Raw genomic sequence first — 18,189 nt, forward strand, 5'->3', positions numbered from 1 at the left:
GATTTGAAGAAGTTTCTTGGGTGCAAAAAGACCAGATTCCAAATTTGGAACTGGCCTATGATATGTTGCCTTTGATGGAAATGATGGAAGCACCTGACAAGTCTGAGTTCTTCTATCGCCACCGCACAGAGGACGGCTGGGAAAAAGAAATTTTCTAGTCTTTTACTAAATAACCTAACTGATCCAAAGCCTCCTCAATATAGTGGAGGTCTTGTTGTGTCTCGGCTTCAACAAGGTGGTAATGGATGCCGTCTGTCAATTCAGAAAGGGGTCTAAAGTCTGAATTCTCGACTTGTTCCAGAAAGTGCTGGACATCTCGGCGGCAGGTGAGTTTGAGTAGGGTTTCAATTTCGCCATAAACGGGATGATCGATTAAGATATTTTGAACACGACCGCCATTATCTACAATGGCTAGTAGTTCCTGACCGATTTCTTCAAGTTCATGTTTCACTTTAAAGAGTTTGTGGACGTAGGGGCTGGCATCATTTTCTTTGTAGATATAGCCACGATTGGTGGATAGGATAGGAGCTCCATCTGCTCGGAGAATAGCGATGTCCTGTACAATGACTTGGCGCGTAACATGGAAGTGTTCAGCCAAGGTTTGACCATTGAGAGCTTTTGGCGCCTCTTTTAACAGTTTGAGAAGAGCTTGTTTGCGATCCTTTGTCATAGTTTTTCCTTTTAGCGACGTTTTCGAAGCACTTTATAGACAGCTAGTGCTAATGTATAGTCTACCATACTATGGATGATTGTGCCAAAACCAACTAGGACAAAGAGAACATAAAACATATTTTCAACGTTTGTCCCTGAAGTAGCATAAAAGATGATACAAGCTATTACTTCAGCGATAGCATGAACAACACCCAAAACAAAGTTAAAAATCCAAGATGCCTTTGGTTTATCCAAGGTTTCAGGGAATTTCTTTAAGTACAAAGCCCCCAAAGTACCAAAAACGATGTGAGAGAAGGCACGAAGTACAATAACAGGCGGATAACCTGCCATCAGGAAACCAAGACTAGAAGCAATAATCACAAAAGCAGCCATCAAAGGCGAAAGAAACATGGCGATAAAGATGGGGATATGACTTCCCAAGGTGTAAGAAGCCGGTGGGATAACGATTTTAAAAGGCATAATGATTGGAATCAAAATCGCTATTGCAGTGAGTAGGGCAGTCATGGTCATAAACTGCGTTTTTTTTCGTATATCCATAAGAACCTCCATTTATCTGTATATACACAAGTATAGTACAATAAATCACCAATCAAGTCAAGAAGCATTATTGATTTTTCAGAAAAATTTGGTTAAAATGTGGTAAAGAATAATAGGAATTGAGGAGAAAATGTGATGATACTTTTTGTTTACCTAATCGTGGTAATCGTGATGATGTCAAAACAGGAAAAAGAAGGGAAAGTAGTCTCAGGTTGGACTCGTTTCCTAGTTTATAGTTTATTGGTCCTTTCGCTACTTTCTCTATTAGCAAGTAGCCTGGCTGTTTCACTTTTTAGTCTCCCTTTATTAGGTTTTCTTTTGATGGCAGCAATACTCGAAATTGCTTATTTCGTCAGATTGGTGATTGCATTTGGTTTGATTTTACTATCACTAACCCTATATTTGGATAGCCAAAAAAGTCAGCAACCTACACCGCTTTCGCATCAACTCCTGCGCTTTGGCTTTCACATTCTATTGATGTTTCTCATGTTTTAAATGCTAAACTCCACCTTCAGGATGAAAGTGGAGTTTATTTTTTATTTCTTCAAGGTTTCGAGACGGGGGACAATTGCTACTGTTAGAACGGCAGAGATGACAAGCTCGGCAATTGAGTTTGTAGAAATAACGGTTGCCAGGAGTTTTTGGATATTGCCGTCGAAGACATTTCCAAAAAGGAAGAAGATTCCCCCAAGGACAAAGACGGTGTTGGTAAGGGAACCGAGAGCACCAGCAAAGATGAGACCTGTCCTGTTTTTTAATAATTTATAAACCAAGTAAGGTGTCAGACCAATCAAAACGCGAGGGACAATAGCGATAATCGCAGAATAGATGTTTCCGTTCGGTACGAATGGAGAGAAGAGGTAGCTGGTTGGAAGGATGGTAATCGTATTTACCGTTAAGCTCAATAACCCCATAAGAAAACCAAGTGTAACTCCAACTCGAGGACCATAGATGATACTAGCAATGATTACTGGAATATGAACGATAGTTGGTTTAATTGGAAATGGGAAAAGGTTAAATAGGAGAGAGCTCAAAAAGTGGATAACGAGCATAACTGCAAAAAAGATAGCAATGGGAGCAATGTTAGAGCGTTTGTTCATTGAGGGTTTCCTTTATTCTTTCTAAAATAGTATTCAGGTCAGCTAGGGCGCCTTTGCCGTGATCGCCACAGGCTAGTAGAGATTCTTTTGGAGAGATAATCTGATAACCATAGGTCTCTAATGTTTTTAGATTAGCCTGAGTTGCCGGATGGTCATACATGTTTGTATTCATGGCTGGTGCGACTAACTTTTTGACATGTTCTGGCAAGGCAAGTGCTGTGCTTGTCACCATGTTGTCCGCAAATCCATGGGCTAACTTTGCGATGGTATTAGCAGTAGCTGGGGCTACAATAAAAAGGTCGGTTCTTTTGCCTAGTTCGATATGATTGACTTGCTCAGGAGCGGGTTCCTGCATGACATCAAGATGGACAAGATTCTGTGAGAGTACCTGTAGTGTCAACGGTTGAATAAACTCTGTAGCGGCTTGAGTCATTAAGACAGTGACATGATGGCCTTGTTTCTTCAAGGAACTGACTAAATCAGCTGATTTATAGGAGGCAATGGAACCTGTCACTGCGATGAGAATATTTGCCATGGCTTTCCTTTCTATGAATCGTATGCTTGAATTTTTTCAAGAAGGAGATTTGCTATTTCCTCTTTGGTTTGAACGGATTGGAGTTGCTCTTTCTCAACAAAGATTGCATGATGCTGATTCGCTGAGATTTGAGTCAGGTCATTTGCGATGATTAAGTCTGCTTGGTTCTTGATAAGACTCTTTCGTGCGATCTCAATGAGATATTCTTCAGAGACATCAACCAGCAGTTTAAAGCCAATCAGATGAATGGTAGGATTCCATTCCTTGACTAGAGATATGATTTTGGGTGTTTTTTTCAGGAATAAAACCTGCACCTCATCAGTTGAAGAAATCTTAGCTTGATGATTCTGCTTGTTTAAGAATTCTTCTAGATTGGAGCTAGCCTGAACGTCATCAAGCCCTGTCATATAAACAGGAGTGTAGTCAGACACGGCCATTGAATGAATCAAGACTTGATAATCCTTGACACGTTCTTGCATCACAACAAGAAGGTCGTTGGTATTGTTAATTTCTCGAATGCTTAGGTTGGGATGAGCTTCTGGCTTCAGAGCTCGTTTTGTCGTTATCAAACAAACTTCATGCCCCGCAGCAAGCAAGGTTTCTGTGATGATTTTTCCCAAGCGACCAGTTGAATGGTTAGTGATTGAGCGGACACTATCGATAGCTTCACTGGTACCGCCCGATGTGACTAAAATTTTCATAGCACTATTGTACACAAAAATAAACAGTAAGTAAAATGAAAGCGATAAAATTTTGCTAAAACAAAGCTACACTATAGTTTCAAACTATAAAGCCATATAAAATTTTTCAAAGGGCTCTAAAAATCTTGAAAAAAGGGATATTTACGAACGTTTAGAGAGTTTATGGGTGTTAAAAATCTTATTTTGTGTTATAATGAGTTATCATATTAGATGTTAGAGGAGTTTGCTATGAAAACAGATATTGAAATCGCACAGAGCATTGAGTTAAAGCCAATCGTGGATGTTGTGGAGAAACTTGGTATTTCTTACGATGATTTGGAATTGTACGGAAAGTACAAGGCTAAGCTTAGTTTTGATAAAATTCGTGCGGTTGAGAACAATCCAGTTGGTAAATTAATCTTGGTTACTGCTATTAACCCAACACCAGCAGGTGAAGGAAAGTCAACCATTACCATCGGTCTTGCAGATGCCTTAAACAAAATCGGCAAGAAAACCATGATTGCTATCCGCGAACCATCTCTTGGACCAGTAATGGGGATTAAGGGTGGTGCAGCCGGTGGTGGTTATGCCCAAGTGTTGCCAATGGAGGACATCAACCTCCACTTTACTGGAGACATGCATGCCATTACAACTGCTAACAATGCCCTTTCTGCATTGATTGACAACCACTTGCACCAAGGAAATGAGCTGGGAATTGACCAACGTCGTATTATTTGGAAGCGTGTTGTGGACTTGAACGACCGTGCTCTTCGCCATGTGACTGTTGGTCTTGGCGGTCCTCTAAATGGTATTCCACGTGAGGATGGTTTTGATATTACAGTTGCTTCTGAAATCATGGCGATTTTGTGCTTGGCGACGGACATCGAGGACTTGAAACGCCGTTTGGCGAATATCGTTATCGGCTATCGCTATGACCGTACCCCTGTTTCTGTAGGTGATTTGAAGGTTGAAGGTGCCTTGGCTTTGATCTTGAAAGATGCCATTAAACCGAACTTGGTTCAGACAATTTATGGTACACCTGCCTTTGTACATGGTGGTCCATTTGCCAACATTGCTCATGGATGTAACTCTGTTTTAGCAACAAGCACAGCCCTTCGCTTGGCTGATTATACTGTTACTGAAGCTGGTTTTGGTGCAGACCTTGGCGCTGAGAAATTCCTTGATATCAAGACACCAAACTTGCCAACTTCTCCAGATGCGGTAGTCATTGTTGCAACCCTCCGTGCCCTTAAAATGAATGGTGGTGTGGCTAAAGATGCTTTGACAGAGGAAAATGTTGAGGCAGTTCGTGCAGGTTTTGCTAACTTGAAACGCCACGTTGAGAATATCCGTAAATTTGGAGTGCCTGCAGTCGTCGCGATTAACGAATTTGTTTCTGATACTGAAGCTGAAATCGCAGCCTTGAAAGAACTCTGTGCTTCTATTGATGTGCCAGTTGAACTAGCAAGTGTCTGGGCCAATGGCGCGGAAGGTGGAGTAGCGCTTGCTGAAACGGTTGTTCAGACTATTGCTGAAAATCCATCCAACTATACTCGCCTTTATGACAACGACCTTTCTGTCCAAGAAAAGATTGAAAAGATTGTTACTGAAATCTATCGCGGTAGCAAAGTCAACTTTGAGAAGAAAGCTCAAACACAAATCGCTCAAATCGTTCAAAATGGTTGGGACAAATTGCCAATCTGTATGGCGAAAACTCAATACAGTTTCTCAGACAATCCAAATGCACTTGGAGCGCCAGAGAACTTTGAAATTACCATTCGTGAGTTGGTACCAAAATTAGGTGCAGGCTTCATCGTTGCCCTAACTGGTGATGTCATGACCATGCCAGGACTTCCAAAACGTCCAGCAGCTCTCAACATGGATGTTGAGAGTGACGGAACCGTTCTAGGATTGTTCTAATAGTTTAATTGAAGTCAAATGAGTTTGGAGAAACTATCCAAGCTCATTTTTTATCTAGATATAAGTAGTTGTCTTCAATTGATGAGAGAGTTATTTACTACACGCAACCGATCTATGTAAAGATATTTTCCCTGATTTTTGATATAATAGAAACATTGACTTCGAGAGTAAGGAAGAGAAAATGAACGCATTATTAAATGGAATGAATGACCGTCAGGCTGAGGCGGTGCAAACGACTGAGGGCCCCTTGTTAATCATGGCAGGTGCTGGTTCTGGAAAGACTCGTGTTTTGACCCACCGTATTGCCTATCTAATTGATGAAAAAATGGTCAATCCTTGGAATATCTTGGCTATTACCTTTACCAATAAGGCTGCGCGTGAGATGAAGGAGCGTGCCTATGGGCTCAATCCAGCTACTCAGGACTGTCTGATTGCGACCTTTCACTCCATGTGTGTTCGTATCCTACGTCGCGATGCGGATCATATTGGCTACAATCGTAATTTCACCATTGTAGATCCAGGAGAACAGCGAACCCTCATGAAACGAATCCTCAAGCAATTAAACTTAGATCCGAAAAAATGGAATGAACGGACCATTTTGGGAACCATTTCCAATGCTAAGAATGACCTGATTGATGATGTAGCTTATGCTGCCCAAGCTGGCGATATGTACACACAAATCGTGGCCCAGTGTTATACGGCCTATCAGAAGGAGCTTCGTCAGTCTGAGTCCGTTGACTTTGATGATTTAATCATGTTGACTCTGCGTCTCTTTGATCAGAATCCTGACGTTCTGACCTACTATCAGCAGAAGTTCCAATACATCCACGTGGATGAGTACCAAGATACCAACCATGCCCAGTACCAACTGGTCAAACTTTTGGCTTCACGCTTTAAAAATATCTGCGTGGTTGGGGATGCGGACCAGTCTATCTACGGTTGGCGTGGTGCTGATATGCAGAATATCTTGGATTTTGAGAAAGATTACCCTAAAGCCAAGGTCGTTTTGTTAGAGGAGAATTATCGTTCAACCAAAACCATTCTCCAAGCTGCCAATGACGTCATCAAAAACAATCAAAATCGCCGCCCCAAGAATCTCTGGACCCAGAATGCTGATGGGGAACAAATCGTCTACTACAGAGCCAACGATGAACAAGATGAGGCTGTTTTTGTAGCCAAAATCATCGATGAACTTGGTCGCAGCCAAAACTTCCTCCACAAGGATTTTGCAGTTCTTTATCGGACTAATGCGCAATCCCGTACTATTGAGGAGGCCTTGCTCAAGTCCAATATTCCTTATACTATGGTTGGAGGGACCAAGTTCTACAGCCGTAAGGAAATTCGCGATATTATCGCTTATCTTAACCTCATTGCAAATTTGAGTGACAATATCAGTTTTGAGCGTATTATCAACGAGCCTAAACGTGGAATTGGACCAGGTACTGTTGAGAAAGTTCGCGACTTTGCTAACCTACAAGAGATGTCCATGCTAGACGCTTCAGCCAATATCATGCTGTCTGGCATCAAAGGGAAAGCAGCCCAGTCTATCTGGGACTTTGCCAATATGATTCTGGGTTTGCGGGAACAACTGGACCAATTAACCATCACCGAGCTGGTGGAGGCTGTTCTAGAAAAAACAGGTTATGTCGATATTCTTAATGCTCAGGCAACCTTGGAAAGCAAGGCGCGGGTTGAAAATATCGAAGAGTTCCTATCTGTTACCAAGAACTTTGATGACAATGCTGATAGTCAAGAAGAAGAAACAGGTTTGGATAAACTCAGTCGTTTCTTGAATGACCTAGCCTTGATTGCGGATACGGATTCAGGCAGTCAGGAGACATCGGAAGTAACCTTGATGACCCTCCATGCAGCGAAAGGACTCGAGTTCCCAGTTGTCTTTATCATTGGGATGGAGGAGAATGTCTTTCCGCTTAGCCGTGCAGCTGAAGATCCAGATGAGCTAGAAGAAGAACGCCGTTTGGCCTATGTAGGTATCACACGCGCAGAAAAGATCCTCTATCTGACCAATGCCAACTCACGCTTGCTTTTTGGTCGTACCAATTATAACCGTCCAACTCGTTTTATTAATGAAATTAGTTCAGACTTGCTTGAGTATCAGGGCTTGGCTCGACCAGCGAATACTAGCTTTAAGGCATCTTATAGCAGTGGCGGAGTGGCCTTTGGTCAAGGTATGAGCCTAGCTCAGGCCCTTCAAGAACGAAAACGCAATGCCGCACCAAGCTCTATCCAGTCAAGTGGTCTTCCATTTGGACAGTTTGCAGCTGGAAATAAAAAAGATTCGACTGATACAAGTTGGTCCATTGGAGATATTGCACTCCACAAGAAGTGGGGAGAGGGAACGGTCCTTGAAGTTTCAGGTAGTGGTGCTACGCAGGAATTGAAAATTAATTTCCCAGAAGTAGGGCTGAAAAAACTCCTAGCCAGTGTTGCCCCAATTGAGAAAAAAATCTAATTTTCCATCCTTCTCACGAATAATAAAGTGAGGAGGATTTTTATGTACAGCATTTCATTCCAAGAAGATTCACTCTTGCCTAGAGAAAGACTGGTTAAAGAAGGAGTAGAGGCACTGAGCAATCAAGAATTGCTAGCTATACTACTCAGAACCGGAACACGTCAAGCTAATGTTTTTGAAATTTCCCAGAAAATCTTGAACAGTTTGAGCAGTCTAACTGATTTGAAAAAAATGACCCTGCAGGAATTGAAGAGTCTGTCTGGTATTGGACGCATTAAAGCTATTGAACTACAAGCAGTGATTGAACTGGGGAATCGCATTCACAAGCATGAAACCCTTGAGATGGAAAGTATTCTCAGTAGTCAAAAGCTAGCCAAGAAAATGCAACAGGAACTTGGTGATAAAAAACAAGAGCACCTAGTGGCGCTCTATCTCAATACTCAAAATCAAATCATCCATCAGCAGACCATTTTTATCGGATCTGCTACAAGAAGCATTGCTGAACCGAGGGAAATCCTTCACTATGCCATCAAGCATATGGCGACTTCTGTTATTTTAGTCCACAATCATCCTTCAGGTGCAGTAGCACCTAGCCGAAATGATGACCATGTAACCAAGTTAGTCAAGGAAGCCTGCGAGCTAATGGGACTGGTATTTCTGGATCATCTGATTGTCTCGCATTCTGATTACTTTAGTTACCGTGAAAAGACGGATTTGATTTAAAGTTCGTTAACAACGTAGTCAAATAGTGTTTTATCCTTGGGGCGGTTTTCAAAGAGAAATTCAGGATGCCATTGAACACCAAGATAAGGGAAACCGTCCGTAGTTGTCACAGCCTCAATGATTCCATCTTTAGGATCATGTGCTACAACCTTAAGATTTGAAGCTAGATCTTTAATGCTCTGGTGGTGGAAGGAGTTGATATGAGAGATTTCTCCATAGATCTCTCGGAGAATGGTATCAGGTTCCGTTACGAGGCGTTGTGTTGTGTATTCGGCTGAACAGTCCTGCCAATGATCCTCGATATCTTGGTGAAGCGTGCCCCCCATAGCGACATTGAAAAGTTGAGTACCCCGACAAACAGAGAAAATTGGTTTCTTTTGCTTAATCGCTTCTTTGATAAGTGCTAGTTCAAAAATATCTCTTTGAAGGTGGTAGTCATCACTATCAATAGCCTTTGGTTCACCATAGTATTTTGGATCAACATTTTGCCCACCCGTTAGGATGAGCTTATCAATGATACTGATGTAATAGGCAGCCATTTCTTGATCACCAATCGGTAGGATGATTGGAATTCCGCCAGCGTCCTTGACTCCTTCAACAAAGCCCTTTGCTGCATAGCTCATCATGATGTCATCATCTGGGTGAGCTTTTTCATTTCCTGTAATCCCAATAACTGGTTTTTTCATAAATGCTTTCGCTTTCTAATCCTCTTTACGCATAAAATAGAGGAGAGTTTGGAGTTCGCTTGTCAAATCGACATACTGAACGACCACATCTTTTGGGAGGTGAAGGTGAACAGGGGAAAAGCTGAGAATACCTTTTATACCTGCATCAACCAAAAGATTGGCAACTTCTTGTGATTGAACACTTGGAACTGTTAGGATAGCAGTTTTGACATCTGCTTCTTTGATTTTTTCTTTAATCTGTGAGATACCATAGATTGGAATCCCATCAGGTGTCTGGCTTCCAACTTCTGGATGGTCATCTAGGTCAAAGCCCATGATAATTTTCATCTTGTTACGCTCGTGGAAGCGGTAGTGGAGAAGGGCATGTCCCATATTTCCAATTCCAACCAACATAACATTTGTAATTGAGTTATCATTTAGGAGATCAGCAAAAAAATTCATCAATTTTTTGACATCGTAACCAAAACCACGACGACCTAGTTCACCAAAATAGGAAAAATCCCGACGAACGGTCGCAGAATCGATACCGATAGCCTCTGCAATTTGCTTGGAGTTGGCACGTTCGATTTTTTCTGCATGAAATCTCTTAAAAATTCGATAGTAAAGAGAGAGTCTTTTTGCTGTTGCTTTTGGAATAGCAGACTGTTTATCTTTCACAAAATCACAACCTTTCTATTCTTCTATTTTATAGAAACATTGTGAAAAAATCAACAAAAACAAGAAAAAACTAAGAAATTTCTTAGTTTTTATCTGAAAAATGAGCTTGTGATAGAAAACGGTAAAGGTCGCCAACCAATCCTTGATAAATCACCTTATCATTCAGTGTTAAGGAGCTGATTAGGAGAGTATCAGGTAGGGTCACACAGCCTGATAGAGATAACATGAGCTCTTCGTAATCCTTATATTCAAGTATACGTTCTACGTGATAGTTATCTTGATAGGTAAGTCGATACATAGTCAATTATCTTTCTTCTTTAGTGAAGATACCGCGTTCTACTAAACTGTCCATGAGGAAGTAGAATTTTTCCTGATGAATGTGGTGGTCTTCTGATTTAAAGATATTGACCAAACGAAGGCCAGACTTGTCAGTGATGTTGAGTTTAGCACCTGTAAGGTCTTTATTGATGATGATTTTTAGTTTGAAACCTTCACCACTGTTAGGTACTTTTTCAAGTAGACGAGTCAGTTCGTAGTTTCCAACTTTTGTTTCAAAGAAAGTATTATCTTTCAGTGTGAACTTTTTGACAGTTGGGCTAAGTGTGTAGTCGTAGCGACAGTTTTGTAGTTTAATGGTTTTTTCGAATGCCATTAGATTAATCTCCAATAATATTTTTTAAGGTTTGTGCGAGTTGTTTCAGTTCTTCCTCAGTGTTAAGAGGAGAGAGACTGATACGGACAGATTCTTTCAAACGATGCGAATCAGACCCATAAAATGCTTCAAGCACATGACTGGTTTGCACAATACCAGCAGTACAAGCTGAACCGGTAGAAATTGAAATTCCTTCAAGATCTAACCGTAGCAAGAGCAAATCATTTTTTTGACCAGGAAAGCCAATGTTGACAACATAAGGTAGTTGGTGATTGCTTTCATTGAGATAGTAGTCGAGACCTGCAATTTCTTCTAAAAAAGTAGATTTAAGTGCGCTTAGTTTTTGGTAATGCTCAACTTGGTCATTTAAATCCTCTTTGAGAGCAGCGACCATGCCTACAATGGCAGCGAGATTTTCTGTTCCAGCCCGTTTTTTTTGTTCTTGGTCCCCACCGTGAAGGTAGGAATCAAAGTCTCCAGTCAATGCGTAAAGAAAGCCGACACCTTTTGGTCCATGGAATTTGTGGGCAGAAGCGCTGAGGAAATCAATTCCTAATTCCTCGGGATGGATAGGAATTTTTCCGATAGCTTGAACAGCATCTACATGATAAGCAGCAGGATGATCTTTTAAAATAAGTCCAATCTCAGCGATAGGTAAGAGGTTACCTGTTTCATTATTAGCATACATGGTGGAAACGAGAATGGTATCGTCACGTAAGGCTTCTTGAATTTGCTGGGCCGTTATTTCTTGATTTACTGGTTGGATGATAGTTGCTTCAAAACCAAAATGTTGAACCAGATAATCGATAGTCTCAAGCACAGAATGGTGTTCAATAGCTGTAGTAATGATATGTTTTCCACGTTCTTGATGACGGAGACAATAGCCAATGATGGCTGTATTGTTACTTTCTGTACCGCCAGATGTAAAAAAGATATGTTGAGGTTTGGTTCCTAGTAAGTGGGCTAAGTCCTGACGAGCTTCTCGCAAGAGTTTGCCAGCCTGCCGACCATGACTATGAATACTAGAAGGATTACCATGAGTTTCTTGCATGACCTTGGTCATTTCTGCAATAGCTATTGCTGACATAGGAGTCGTTGCAGCATTGTCCAAATAAATCAAAGAATCACCTTATTTCTTTTTGTTGTAAGCAAAGAGTGGGCTGACTGGTTTTCTTTCATGGATGCGGACGATAGCATCTCCGATTAATTCGCTAGCAGTAATGTAACATACATTTTCTGGAGTTCTTTCTTTGGTTGCTACTGAGTCTGTCACAAGGATTTCTTTGATGTTTGTAGCGTCAAGAAGGTCTGCTGCCCCTTCAACAAATAAACCGTGACTAGATACTGCATAAATCTCAGTTGCGCCTTCACGTTCAACGATTTTGGCTGCTTCAGAGAAAGTACGACCAGTATTTAGGATATCGTCAATCAAGATAGCCTTTTTGCCTTCAACATCCCCAATGATATAGCCTTCGTTACGATCAGAATCGTCTTGCGCGTAGTCAATGATAGCGATAGGAGCGTCAAGATACTCAGCCAAACTACGTGCACGTTTAACACCAGAGTTCTTTGGACTAACAACAACAACATCAGAACCAAGAAGTCCTTTATCACAGTAGTGTTTAGCAAATAGAGGAACAGTATAAAGATTGTCTACAGGAATATCAAAGAAACCTTGGACCTGAACAGCGTGGAGATCAAGCGTTAGAACACGGCTTACACCAGCTTTGACAAGCATATTGGCAACCAGTTTTGCAGTGAGGGGTTCGCGAGAAGAAGCGATACGATCCTGACGCGCATAACCAAAGTAAGGAAGGACAACGTTGATACTATGAGCACTTGCACGTACACAAGCATCAACCATGATCAACAACTCCATCAAGTGGTTGCTAACAGGGTAGCTGGTTGACTGGATGATGTAGACATCGTAACCACGAACACTTTCTTCAATGTTGACCTGGATTTCGCCGTCAGAAAATTGTCGAGAGGATAATTTCCCGAGAGGTACACCAACTGTATCCGCAATCTTTTGAGCGATTTCATGGTTAGAGTTTAGGGTGAAAAGTTTCATGTTGTTTCTATCTGACATTATAGACCGTCCTCTGTAAACTTTGTGAATCTTCTTTGAGAAAGTTTTGTTTTTCAAAGCCAGATTCTTTTATTTTTATCTTTTCTATTTTACCAAAAAAAGGAGATTATTTCAGCTTTTTTTCATGCTTTTAATAAAACGAATTAATTTTGATGGAGCTTTCTGATAAGTTATCTGATTTTCATCTAAAAATTTCTGAAAATCGGCTTTCCCTTTTTCATGGTCAGTGACTTCAAGCTCGAGTTCATAGTCCGTCTGGTCAAAGTAGTGACTTTCATCTAAGGCCATTAAGCCAATTTCTGTTTTCGTTTCATAACGCAGAGTTGAAAGGCAGCCTAGAACAAGCCAGTCATGGCTTTCGATGTCAATCTTAGCGAGCTTCTCTAGAACGAGCCCTTGAGGCAGTTTTTGTTTTTCTAGGTATGATTCAGCTTCTGGAAGAGTTAGTTTCTGGTTGTATTCCATATTTCCTACAGTTTGAGGCACTTTCAAGGTCAATTCCGCCCAATCTGCAAAAGTGCGAATGCGCATGGCAACCTTCTTTTCACGCAATTGGAAATCTGGTGTGTCAATGTAGTAGTTTTTCTGAAGGACGGGTTGGATATGAGAAAACTGTTTTTTTAGATGATCATATTCCTCTTTTTTCAGAAGTGTTTTCAATTCTATTTCTAAATGTTTCATTTTTTCAACCTTTTCTATATCTTTGAAAGCGATTTATGGTATAATGGACAATGTATTTATTGTATACGAATGTACTGAAAAAATCAAAGATTTTCGACAGAGCAATCAAACATTACAAGGGAGAAAGTATGACCATAGAATGGGAAGAATTTTTAGATCCTTACATTCAGGCTGTTGGTGAATTGAAGATAAAACTTCGAGGAATTCGCAAACAGTATCGTAAGCAAAACAAGCATTCTCCGATTGAGTTTGTAACGGGTCGGGTAAAACCGATTGAAAGTATTAAAGAAAAAATGGCTCGTCGAGGAATTACTTATGCAAGTCTAGAACATGATCTGCAAGATATTGCTGGTTTACGTGTCATGGTTCAGTTTGTTGATGACGTTAAAGAGGTAGTTGAGATTCTACGTAAACGCCAAGATATGAGAGTCGTTCAGGAACGAGACTATATCACTCATCGTAAGGCTTCGGGCTATCGTTCTTATCACGTGGTTGTTGAGTACACGGTTGATACGATCAACGGGGCTAAGACGATTTTGGCGGAAATTCAAATACGGACGTTAGCCATGAATTTCTGGGCTACGATTGAACACTCGCTCAATTATAAATATCAGGGCGATTTTCCAGAAGAAATCAGGAAAAGACTGGAAATCACGGCCAAAATAGCCTATCAACTGGATGAAGAAATGGGTAAGATTCGTGATGATATCCAGGAAGCGCAGGCTCTCTTTGATCCATTGAGCAGAAAATTAAACGATGGTGTAGGAAATAGTGACGATACAGATGAAGAATACAGGTAAACGAGTTGACCTCATAGCAAATAGAAAGCCACAAAGTCAGAAGGTCTTGCATGAACTGAGGGAAAAACTCAAGAAACAACATTTTATACTGAACGATACCAATCCCGACATCGTTATTTCTATTGGTGGCGACGGGATGCTTTTGTCTGCCTTTCACAAGTATGAGAATCAGTTAGACAAGGTTCGATTTGTAGGTGTTCATACAGGGCATTTGGGATTTTACACAGATTATCGTGATTTTGAGCTGGATCAATTGGTGACCAATCTCCTACTCGATACTGGTGCCAAAGTTTCTTATCCAGTCTTGAATGTTAAGGTAACGCTTGAAAATGGAGAAGTGAAAATCTTCCGAGCCTTAAATGAAGCGAGCATCCGTCGATCAGATCGCACCATGGTTGCGGATATCATCATTAACCACGTTCCGTTCGAGCGATTTCGTGGAGATGGAGTGACTGTTTCAACGCCAACGGGAAGTACTGCCTACAACAAGTCCTTGGGTGGAGCTGTCTTGCATCCGACCATTGAAGCCTTGCAGTTGGCGGAAATAGCAAGTCTTAACAACCGAGTCTATCGCACTTTGGGATCATCAATCATTATTCCCAAAAAAGATAAGATTGAACTTTTGCCGACACGCAATGATTACCATACGATATCAGTCGATAACAGCGTCTATTCCTTCCGTAATATCGAACGGATTGAGTATCAAATCGACCATCACAAGATTCACTTCGTAGCGACTCCAAGTCACACTAGTTTCTGGAATCGTGTCAAAGATGCCTTCATCGGCGAGGTGGATGAATGAGGTTCGAATTTATCGCAGATGAGCACGTCAAAGTCAAAACCTTCCTCAAGAAACACGAGGTTTCCAAGGGACTTTTGGCCAAGATTAAGTTTCGAGGCGGGGCTATTCTGGTCAATGGCCAAGCTCAAAATGCGACTTATCTCTTAGATATTGGAGATAGAGTAACTATTGACATTCCTGCAGAGGAAGGGTTTGAGAGCCTTGAAGCTATTGATCGACCACTCGATATTTTATATGAGGATGACCATTTTCTGGTTTTGAATAAGCCTGATGGAGTAGCTTCCATCCCCAGTGTCAATCACTCCAATACCATTGCCAATTTTATCAAGGGCTACTATGTCAAGCAAAACTATGAAAACCAGCAAGTTCACATCGTGACTAGGCTTGATAGAGATACATCTGGTTTGATGCTTTTTGCCAAGCACGGCTACGCTCATGCACGTTTAGACAAGCAACTGCAACGAAAGTCTATCGAAAAACGATACTTTGCTTTGGTTAAAGGAGCTGGTGTCTTGGAGCCTGAAGGGGAGATTATTGCCCCGATTGCACGTGATGAAGATTCCATTATCACAAGACGAGTTGCCAAGGGTGGGAAATACGCCCATACATCATATAAAGTTGTAGCGTCTTATGGAGATATTCACCTAGTCGATATTCGTCTTCATACTGGGCGAACTCATCAGATACGAGTGCATTTTTCTCATATCGGTTTTCCTTTGTTGGGAGACGATCTCTATGGAGGCAGCCTAGACGACGGTATTCAGCGCCAGGCCTTGCATTGTCATTATTTATCTTTTTATCATCCCTTTCTAGAGCAAGATTTGCAGCTAGAAAGCCCATTACCGGATGATTTCAGCAATCTTATTACTCAGTTATCAACTAATACTCTTTAAAATCTATTTGGAGTATAATTTATTTTCTTAAAGGAGAAAACTCATGGAAGTTTTTGAAAGTCTCAAAGCCAACCTGGTTGGCAAAAATGCTCGTATCGTTCTCCCTGAAGGGGAAGAGCCACGTATTCTTCAAGCGACAAAACGCTTGGTAAAAGAAACAGAAGTGATTCCTGTTTTGCTTGGAAACCCTGAAAAAATTAAAATTTATCTCGAAATCGAGGGGATCATGGATGGTTATGAAGTGATTGATCCCCAACACTATCCTCAATTTGAAGAAATGGTTGCTGCCTTAGTAGAGCGTCGTAAGGGCAAAATGACTGAAGAAGAAGCGCGCAAAGTTTTGGTTGAAGATGTCAACTACTTTGGTGTGATGCTAGTCTACTTGGGCTTGGTTGACGGTATGGTATCTGGTGCGATCCACTCAACTGCCTCAACAGTTCGCCCAGCCCTACAAATCATCAAAACTCGTCCAAACGTAACTCGTACTTCAGGTGCCTTCCTTATGGTACGTGGTACAGAACGTTACCTATTTGGAGACTGTGCCATTAATATCAATCCAGATGCAGAAGCCTTGGCTGAAATTGCCATCAACTCAGCAATTACAGCTAAGATGTTTGGTATTGAACCTAAAATTGCTATGCTAAGCTATTCTACTAAAGGTTCAGGCTTTGGTGAAAGTGTCGATAAGGTCGTAGAAGCAACTAAAATTGCTCACGACTTGCGTCCTGACCTTGAGATTGATGGTGAGTTGCAATTTGACGCCGCCTTTGTTCCCGAAACTGCAGCTCTTAAAGCTCCAGGAAGTAATGTAGCTGGTCAAGCAAATGTCTTTATCTTCCCAGGTATCGAAGCCGGAAATATTGGGTATAAGATGGCAGAACGTCTCGGTGGTTTTGCGGCTGTCGGACCTGTTTTGCAAGGTTTGAACAAACCGGTTAACGACCTTTCTCGTGGATGTAATGCAGACGATGTGTACAAGTTGACCCTTATCACAGCAGCTCAGGCAGTTCATCAATAAGGTTTAGTCCTCTTTCCCATGGGAAGAGGCTTTTTAGTACTGAGAAAAAGACAGTTAGAAGCTTCTATGTTATACTAGATATATGTTAGATTTGAAAGAATACGGTATCGTTATGTGGCCGGAGGAGAAGATTATTTCTTTTCGTGAGAAACTCCTCAACTGGTATGATGAAAACAAGCGAGATTTACCTTGGCGAAGAAGTAAAAATCCTTATCACATCTGGGTTTCTGAAATCATGCTTCAGCAGACTAGGGTAGATACGGTTATTCCCTACTATGAGCGATTCTTAGACTGGTTTCCAACTGTTGAAAGTTTGGCAAATGCGCCTGAGGAGCGTTTACTGAAAGCATGGGAAGGTTTGGGCTATTATTCCCGAGTACGCAATATGCAGACTGCATCCCAGCAGATTATGGCTGACTTTAGTGGTCAATTTCCAAACACCTATGAAGGAATTTCTAGTTTGAAAGGGATTGGCCCCTATACTGCTGGTGCAATTTCCAGTATCGCTTTTAATTTACCCGAGCCAGCAGTTGATGGCAATGTCATGCGAGTTTTAGCGCGCTTGTTTGAGGTAAATTATGATATCGGAGTTCCCAGCAATCGCAAGATTTTCCAAGCTATTATGGAAATCTTGATTGACCCGAAACGACCAGGTGACTTTAACCAAGCTCTGATGGATTTGGGCTCTGATATAGAGTCTCCGGTTAACCCTCGACCAGAAGAAAGTCCTGTTAAGGAATTTAGCGCAGCCTATCAGAATGGAACTATGGATCGATATCCGATCAAAGAACCCAAGAAAAAGCCTCTTCCAATTTATCTCAAGGCTTTGGTTGTACGCAATGACCATGGTCAATATCTACTTGAGAAAAATGAAAGTGAGAAACTGTTAGCCGGTTTTTGGCACTTCCCACTGATTGAAGTTGACGATTTCTCTAGCGATGATAATCAACTAGATCTCTTTTCACAAGTCAAGGAGGAAAACAGAGCATTTGGACCAAGCCCCCAAGAAAGTTTTGAGCAGGATTATGATTTGGAGGTTGATTGGTCCCATCAAGTTTTTGATCAAATCAAGCATGTCTTTAGTCATCGTAAATGGCATATTCAAATCCTATCAGGTCAGGTGACAGGATCAAAACAGTTCTCCGACAGAGAAATTCGCTGGCTATCCCCTCAAGAGTTTGCTGACTATCCACTTGCGAAACCTCAACAAAAAATTTGGCAGGCTTATAAAAACAACTCTTGAAGATGAAGGCTTACAGTAGCCATTTGTG

The 18,189-nt window shown here is 41.3% G+C and carries 21 protein-coding genes and 1 pseudogene; 10 read left to right on the forward strand and 12 right to left on the reverse strand.

Annotated features, from left to right (window positions below; translation table 11 throughout):
* Positions 1 to 8 precede the first annotated feature (8 nt).
* Positions 9 to 158: pseudogene (locus tag B7714_RS05360) on the forward strand (8-oxo-dGTP diphosphatase); the annotation flags it as partial.
* Here B7714_RS05360 and B7714_RS05365 read toward each other — a convergent pair.
* Positions 155 to 670 carry a transcription repressor NadR gene (locus B7714_RS05365; protein WP_000159158.1) on the reverse strand — a complete coding sequence of 172 codons (516 nt, stop codon included), beginning with the start codon at positions 668 to 670 and terminating at the stop codon, positions 155 to 157. The pseudogene B7714_RS05360 and the gene B7714_RS05365 overlap by 4 nt on opposite strands.
* Before the next feature lie 11 nt (positions 671 to 681).
* Positions 682 to 1,209: an ECF transporter S component gene (locus B7714_RS05370; protein WP_084859872.1), complete on the reverse strand. Its 528-nt coding sequence runs from the start codon at positions 1,207 to 1,209 to the stop codon at positions 682 to 684.
* A 135-nt stretch (positions 1,210 to 1,344) separates the two neighbouring features.
* On the opposite strand from B7714_RS05370, the gene B7714_RS05375 reads away from it, so the two are divergent.
* Positions 1,345 to 1,704: a hypothetical protein gene (locus tag B7714_RS05375; protein ID WP_084859873.1), complete on the forward strand. Its 360-nt coding sequence runs from the start codon at positions 1,345 to 1,347 to the stop codon at positions 1,702 to 1,704.
* 41 nt (positions 1,705 to 1,745) lie between these two features.
* Here the strand turns inward: B7714_RS05375 and B7714_RS05380 are convergent, their stop codons facing one another.
* Genes B7714_RS05380 through coaB form a run of 3 tightly spaced genes read right to left on the reverse strand, consistent with a single transcriptional unit; the run spans position 1,746 to position 3,545 of the window.
* Complete coding sequence (locus tag B7714_RS05380) at positions 1,746 to 2,309, reverse strand: ECF transporter S component (RefSeq protein WP_001042723.1); 564 nt, start codon at positions 2,307 to 2,309, stop codon at positions 1,746 to 1,748.
* Positions 2,293 to 2,844 carry a phosphopantothenoylcysteine decarboxylase gene (gene coaC / locus B7714_RS05385; protein ID WP_084859874.1) on the reverse strand — a complete coding sequence of 184 codons (552 nt, stop codon included), beginning with the start codon at positions 2,842 to 2,844 and terminating at the stop codon, positions 2,293 to 2,295. The genes B7714_RS05380 and coaC overlap by 17 nt, the downstream gene beginning before the upstream one ends.
* An 11-nt stretch (positions 2,845 to 2,855) precedes the next feature.
* Entirely contained in the window at positions 2,856 to 3,545 is a 690-nt protein-coding gene (coaB, locus tag B7714_RS05390; protein WP_084859875.1) for a phosphopantothenate--cysteine ligase, read from the reverse strand.
* Between the two features lie 228 nt (positions 3,546 to 3,773).
* Here coaB and B7714_RS05395 point away from each other — a divergent pair, with 228 nt between their 5' ends.
* The 3 genes from B7714_RS05395 (at position 3,774) to radC (ending at position 8,640) form a co-directional block, all read left to right on the forward strand.
* Positions 3,774 to 5,444 carry a formate--tetrahydrofolate ligase gene (locus tag B7714_RS05395; protein WP_084859876.1) on the forward strand — a complete coding sequence of 557 codons (1,671 nt, stop codon included), beginning with the start codon at positions 3,774 to 3,776 and terminating at the stop codon, positions 5,442 to 5,444.
* Between the two features lie 181 nt (positions 5,445 to 5,625).
* Positions 5,626 to 7,917, forward strand: coding sequence for a DNA helicase PcrA (pcrA, locus tag B7714_RS05400; RefSeq protein ID WP_084859877.1), 2,292 nt, complete (start codon positions 5,626 to 5,628; stop codon positions 7,915 to 7,917).
* Positions 7,918 to 7,959: 42 nt separating this feature from the next.
* On the forward strand, positions 7,960 to 8,640 hold the full coding sequence (radC, locus tag B7714_RS05405; RefSeq protein WP_084859878.1) for a RadC family protein: 681 nt from the start codon (positions 7,960 to 7,962) through the stop codon (positions 8,638 to 8,640).
* Here the strand turns inward: radC and B7714_RS05410 are convergent.
* The 7 genes from B7714_RS05410 to B7714_RS05440 form a co-directional block, all read right to left on the reverse strand.
* Positions 8,637 to 9,326 carry a gamma-glutamyl-gamma-aminobutyrate hydrolase family protein gene (locus tag B7714_RS05410; protein ID WP_000743311.1) on the reverse strand — a complete coding sequence of 230 codons (690 nt, stop codon included), beginning with the start codon at positions 9,324 to 9,326 and terminating at the stop codon, positions 8,637 to 8,639. The genes radC and B7714_RS05410 overlap by 4 nt on opposite strands.
* Positions 9,327 to 9,341: 15 nt before the next feature.
* Complete coding sequence (locus B7714_RS05415) at positions 9,342 to 9,983, reverse strand: redox-sensing transcriptional repressor Rex (protein ID WP_000653412.1); 642 nt, start codon at positions 9,981 to 9,983, stop codon at positions 9,342 to 9,344.
* An 82-nt stretch (positions 9,984 to 10,065) separates the two neighbouring features.
* Complete coding sequence (locus tag B7714_RS05420) at positions 10,066 to 10,281, reverse strand: DUF4649 family protein (protein ID WP_000286091.1); 216 nt, start codon at positions 10,279 to 10,281, stop codon at positions 10,066 to 10,068.
* Positions 10,282 to 10,287: 6 nt separating this feature from the next.
* Positions 10,288 to 10,635, reverse strand: a complete 348-nt coding sequence (locus B7714_RS05425; RefSeq protein ID WP_000863526.1) for a DUF1831 domain-containing protein — start codon at positions 10,633 to 10,635, stop codon at positions 10,288 to 10,290.
* Between the two features lie 4 nt (positions 10,636 to 10,639).
* The gene (locus B7714_RS05430; protein ID WP_084859879.1) at positions 10,640 to 11,755 is read right to left on the reverse strand and encodes a cysteine desulfurase family protein; all 1,116 of its coding nucleotides are present in this window, start codon (positions 11,753 to 11,755) and stop codon (positions 10,640 to 10,642) included.
* Between the two features lie 9 nt (positions 11,756 to 11,764).
* On the reverse strand, positions 11,765 to 12,724 hold the full coding sequence (locus tag B7714_RS05435; RefSeq protein ID WP_001283843.1) for a ribose-phosphate diphosphokinase: 960 nt from the start codon (positions 12,722 to 12,724) through the stop codon (positions 11,765 to 11,767).
* A 111-nt stretch (positions 12,725 to 12,835) separates the two neighbouring features.
* Positions 12,836 to 13,405 (reverse strand): CYTH domain-containing protein, encoded by a 570-nt coding sequence (locus B7714_RS05440; protein ID WP_084859880.1) that lies wholly within the window; start codon positions 13,403 to 13,405, stop codon positions 12,836 to 12,838.
* Between the two features lie 128 nt (positions 13,406 to 13,533).
* Here B7714_RS05440 and yjbM point away from each other — a divergent pair, with 128 nt between their 5' ends.
* From yjbM to mutY, 5 genes are all read left to right on the forward strand, one after another.
* Complete coding sequence (gene yjbM, locus B7714_RS05445) at positions 13,534 to 14,205, forward strand: GTP diphosphokinase (RefSeq protein WP_000151555.1); 672 nt, start codon at positions 13,534 to 13,536, stop codon at positions 14,203 to 14,205.
* The gene (locus B7714_RS05450; RefSeq protein WP_000799062.1) at positions 14,189 to 15,007 is read left to right on the forward strand and encodes an NAD kinase; all 819 of its coding nucleotides are present in this window, start codon (positions 14,189 to 14,191) and stop codon (positions 15,005 to 15,007) included. The genes yjbM and B7714_RS05450 overlap by 17 nt, the downstream gene beginning before the upstream one ends.
* Entirely contained in the window at positions 15,004 to 15,900 is an 897-nt protein-coding gene (locus B7714_RS05455) for an RluA family pseudouridine synthase (RefSeq protein ID WP_084859881.1), read from the forward strand. Before B7714_RS05450 ends, B7714_RS05455 begins: the two co-directional genes overlap by 4 nt.
* A gap of 43 nt (positions 15,901 to 15,943) precedes the next feature.
* A complete protein-coding gene (gene pta / locus B7714_RS05460; RefSeq protein ID WP_084859882.1) occupies positions 15,944 to 16,918 on the forward strand; it encodes a phosphate acetyltransferase in 975 nt (324 codons plus the stop codon).
* A gap of 82 nt (positions 16,919 to 17,000) precedes the next feature.
* The gene (gene mutY / locus B7714_RS05465) at positions 17,001 to 18,161 is read left to right on the forward strand and encodes an A/G-specific adenine glycosylase (protein WP_084859883.1); all 1,161 of its coding nucleotides are present in this window, start codon (positions 17,001 to 17,003) and stop codon (positions 18,159 to 18,161) included.
* Positions 18,162 to 18,189 lie beyond the last annotated feature (28 nt).

Origin of the sequence: Streptococcus oralis subsp. oralis (assembly GCF_002096595.1) — a bacterium.
Taxonomy (GTDB): domain Bacteria; phylum Bacillota; class Bacilli; order Lactobacillales; family Streptococcaceae; genus Streptococcus; species Streptococcus oralis_D.

What these genes read in the sequence shown, in the direction of transcription:
- B7714_RS05365 (WP_000159158.1), bottom strand. Translation starts at nt 670, where the DNA reads ATGACAAAGGATCGCAAACAAGCTCTTCTCAAACTGTTAAAAGAGGCG.
- B7714_RS05370 (WP_084859872.1), bottom strand. Translation starts at nt 1,209, where the DNA reads ATGGATATACGAAAAAAAACGCAGTTTATGACCATGACTGCCCTACTC.
- B7714_RS05375 (WP_084859873.1), top strand. Translation starts at nt 1,345, where the DNA reads ATGATACTTTTTGTTTACCTAATCGTGGTAATCGTGATGATGTCAAAA.
- B7714_RS05380 (WP_001042723.1), bottom strand. Translation starts at nt 2,309, where the DNA reads ATGAACAAACGCTCTAACATTGCTCCCATTGCTATCTTTTTTGCAGTT.
- coaC (WP_084859874.1), bottom strand. Translation starts at nt 2,844, where the DNA reads ATGGCAAATATTCTCATCGCAGTGACAGGTTCCATTGCCTCCTATAAA.
- coaB (WP_084859875.1), bottom strand. Translation starts at nt 3,545, where the DNA reads ATGAAAATTTTAGTCACATCGGGCGGTACCAGTGAAGCTATCGATAGT.
- B7714_RS05395 (WP_084859876.1), top strand. Translation starts at nt 3,774, where the DNA reads ATGAAAACAGATATTGAAATCGCACAGAGCATTGAGTTAAAGCCAATC.
- pcrA (WP_084859877.1), top strand. Translation starts at nt 5,626, where the DNA reads ATGAACGCATTATTAAATGGAATGAATGACCGTCAGGCTGAGGCGGTG.
- radC (WP_084859878.1), top strand. Translation starts at nt 7,960, where the DNA reads ATGTACAGCATTTCATTCCAAGAAGATTCACTCTTGCCTAGAGAAAGA.
- B7714_RS05410 (WP_000743311.1), bottom strand. Translation starts at nt 9,326, where the DNA reads ATGAAAAAACCAGTTATTGGGATTACAGGAAATGAAAAAGCTCACCCA.
- B7714_RS05420 (WP_000286091.1), bottom strand. Translation starts at nt 10,281, where the DNA reads ATGTATCGACTTACCTATCAAGATAACTATCACGTAGAACGTATACTT.
- B7714_RS05425 (WP_000863526.1), bottom strand. Translation starts at nt 10,635, where the DNA reads ATGGCATTCGAAAAAACCATTAAACTACAAAACTGTCGCTACGACTAC.
- B7714_RS05435 (WP_001283843.1), bottom strand. Translation starts at nt 12,724, where the DNA reads ATGTCAGATAGAAACAACATGAAACTTTTCACCCTAAACTCTAACCAT.
- B7714_RS05440 (WP_084859880.1), bottom strand. Translation starts at nt 13,405, where the DNA reads ATGAAACATTTAGAAATAGAATTGAAAACACTTCTGAAAAAAGAGGAA.
- yjbM (WP_000151555.1), top strand. Translation starts at nt 13,534, where the DNA reads ATGACCATAGAATGGGAAGAATTTTTAGATCCTTACATTCAGGCTGTT.
- B7714_RS05450 (WP_000799062.1), top strand. Translation starts at nt 14,189, where the DNA reads ATGAAGAATACAGGTAAACGAGTTGACCTCATAGCAAATAGAAAGCCA.
- B7714_RS05455 (WP_084859881.1), top strand. Translation starts at nt 15,004, where the DNA reads ATGAGGTTCGAATTTATCGCAGATGAGCACGTCAAAGTCAAAACCTTC.
- pta (WP_084859882.1), top strand. Translation starts at nt 15,944, where the DNA reads ATGGAAGTTTTTGAAAGTCTCAAAGCCAACCTGGTTGGCAAAAATGCT.
- mutY (WP_084859883.1), top strand. Translation starts at nt 17,001, where the DNA reads ATGTTAGATTTGAAAGAATACGGTATCGTTATGTGGCCGGAGGAGAAG.